The organism is Vibrio sp. M250220, from assembly GCF_036533795.1.
Lineage (GTDB): Bacteria > Pseudomonadota > Gammaproteobacteria > Enterobacterales > Vibrionaceae > Vibrio.
The window spans coordinates 1-1619 of the sequence record NZ_JATABI010000126.1; the positions used below are offsets into that span (position 1 = coordinate 1).

Consider the following 1619-nt stretch of genomic DNA (forward strand, 5'->3'; position numbering starts at 1 on the left):
ATCAATCTGTGTGAACACTCATCGCAATAATCATCGTATAAGGAGGTGATCCAGCCCCAGGTTCCCCTAGGGCTACCTTGTTACGACTTCACCCCAGTCATGAACCACAAAGTGGTGAGCGTCCTCCCGAAGGTTAAACTACCCACTTCTTTTGCAGCCCACTCCCATGGTGTGACGGGCGGTGTGTACAAGGCCCGGGAACGTATTCACCGTGGCATTCTGATCCACGATTACTAGCGATTCCGACTTCATGGAGTCGAGTTGCAGACTCCAATCCGGACTACGACGCACTTTTTGGGATTCGCTCACTTTCGCAAGTTGGCCGCCCTCTGTATGCGCCATTGTAGCACGTGTGTAGCCCTACTCGTAAGGGCCATGATGACTTGACGTCGTCCCCACCTTCCTCCGGTTTATCACCGGCAGTCTCCCTGGAGTTCCCACCCGAAGTGCTGGCAAACAAGGATAAGGGTTGCGCTCGTTGCGGGACTTAACCCAACATTTCACAACACGAGCTGACGACAGCCATGCAGCACCTGTCTTACAGTTCCCGAAGGCACACCTGCGTCTCCGCTGGCTTCTGTAGATGTCAAGAGTAGGTAAGGTTCTTCGCGTTGCATCGAATTAAACCACATGCTCCACCGCTTGTGCGGGCCCCCGTCAATTCATTTGAGTTTTAATCTTGCGACCGTACTCCCCAGGCGGTCTACTTAACGCGTTAGCTCCGAAAGCCACGGCTCAAGGCCACAACCTCCAAGTAGACATCGTTTACGGCGTGGACTACCAGGGTATCTAATCCTGTTTGCTCCCCACGCTTTCGCATCTGAGTGTCAGTATCTGTCCAGGGGGCCGCCTTCGCCACCGGTATTCCTTCAGATCTCTACGCATTTCACCGCTACACCTGAAATTCTACCCCCCTCTACAGTACTCTAGTTTGCCAGTTTCAAATGCAATTCCGAGGTTGAGCCCCGGGCTTTCACATCTGACTTAACAAACCACCTGCATGCGCTTTACGCCCAGTAATTCCGATTAACGCTCGCACCCTCCGTATTACCGCGGCTGCTGGCACGGAGTTAGCCGGTGCTTCTTCTGCAGCTAACGTCAAATGTGTATGCTATTAACATACCCACCTTCCTCACTGCTGAAAGTACTTTACAACCCGAAGGCCTTCTTCATACACGCGGCATGGCTGCATCAGGCTTGCGCCCATTGTGCAATATTCCCCACTGCTGCCTCCCGTAGGAGTCTGGACCGTGTCTCAGTTCCAGTGTGGCTGATCATCCTCTCAGACCAGCTAGGGATCGTCGCCTTGGTGAGCCATTACCTCACCAACTAGCTAATCCCACCTGGGCATATCCTGACGCGAGAGGCCCGAAGGTCCCCCTCTTTGAGCCGAAGCTATTATGCGGTATTAGCCATCGTTTCCAATGGTTATCCCCCACATCAGGGCAATTTCCCAGGCATTACTCACCCGTCCGCCGCTCGACGCCGTTAACGTTCCCCGAAGGTTCAGTTAACTCGTTTCCGCTCGACTTGCATGTGTTAGGCCTGCCGCCAGCGTTCAATCTGAGCCATGATCAAACTCTTCAATTTAAGATTTTGTTCGGCTCAATGAATACTGA

The 1619-nt window shown here is 53.1% G+C and carries 1 rRNA gene; it reads right to left on the bottom strand.

The window, feature by feature from the left end:
• Positions 1-38: 38 nt before the first annotated feature.
• Positions 39-1590, bottom strand: a 16S ribosomal RNA gene (locus tag QTN94_RS19835).
• Between the last annotated feature and the right edge of the window lie 29 nt (positions 1591-1619).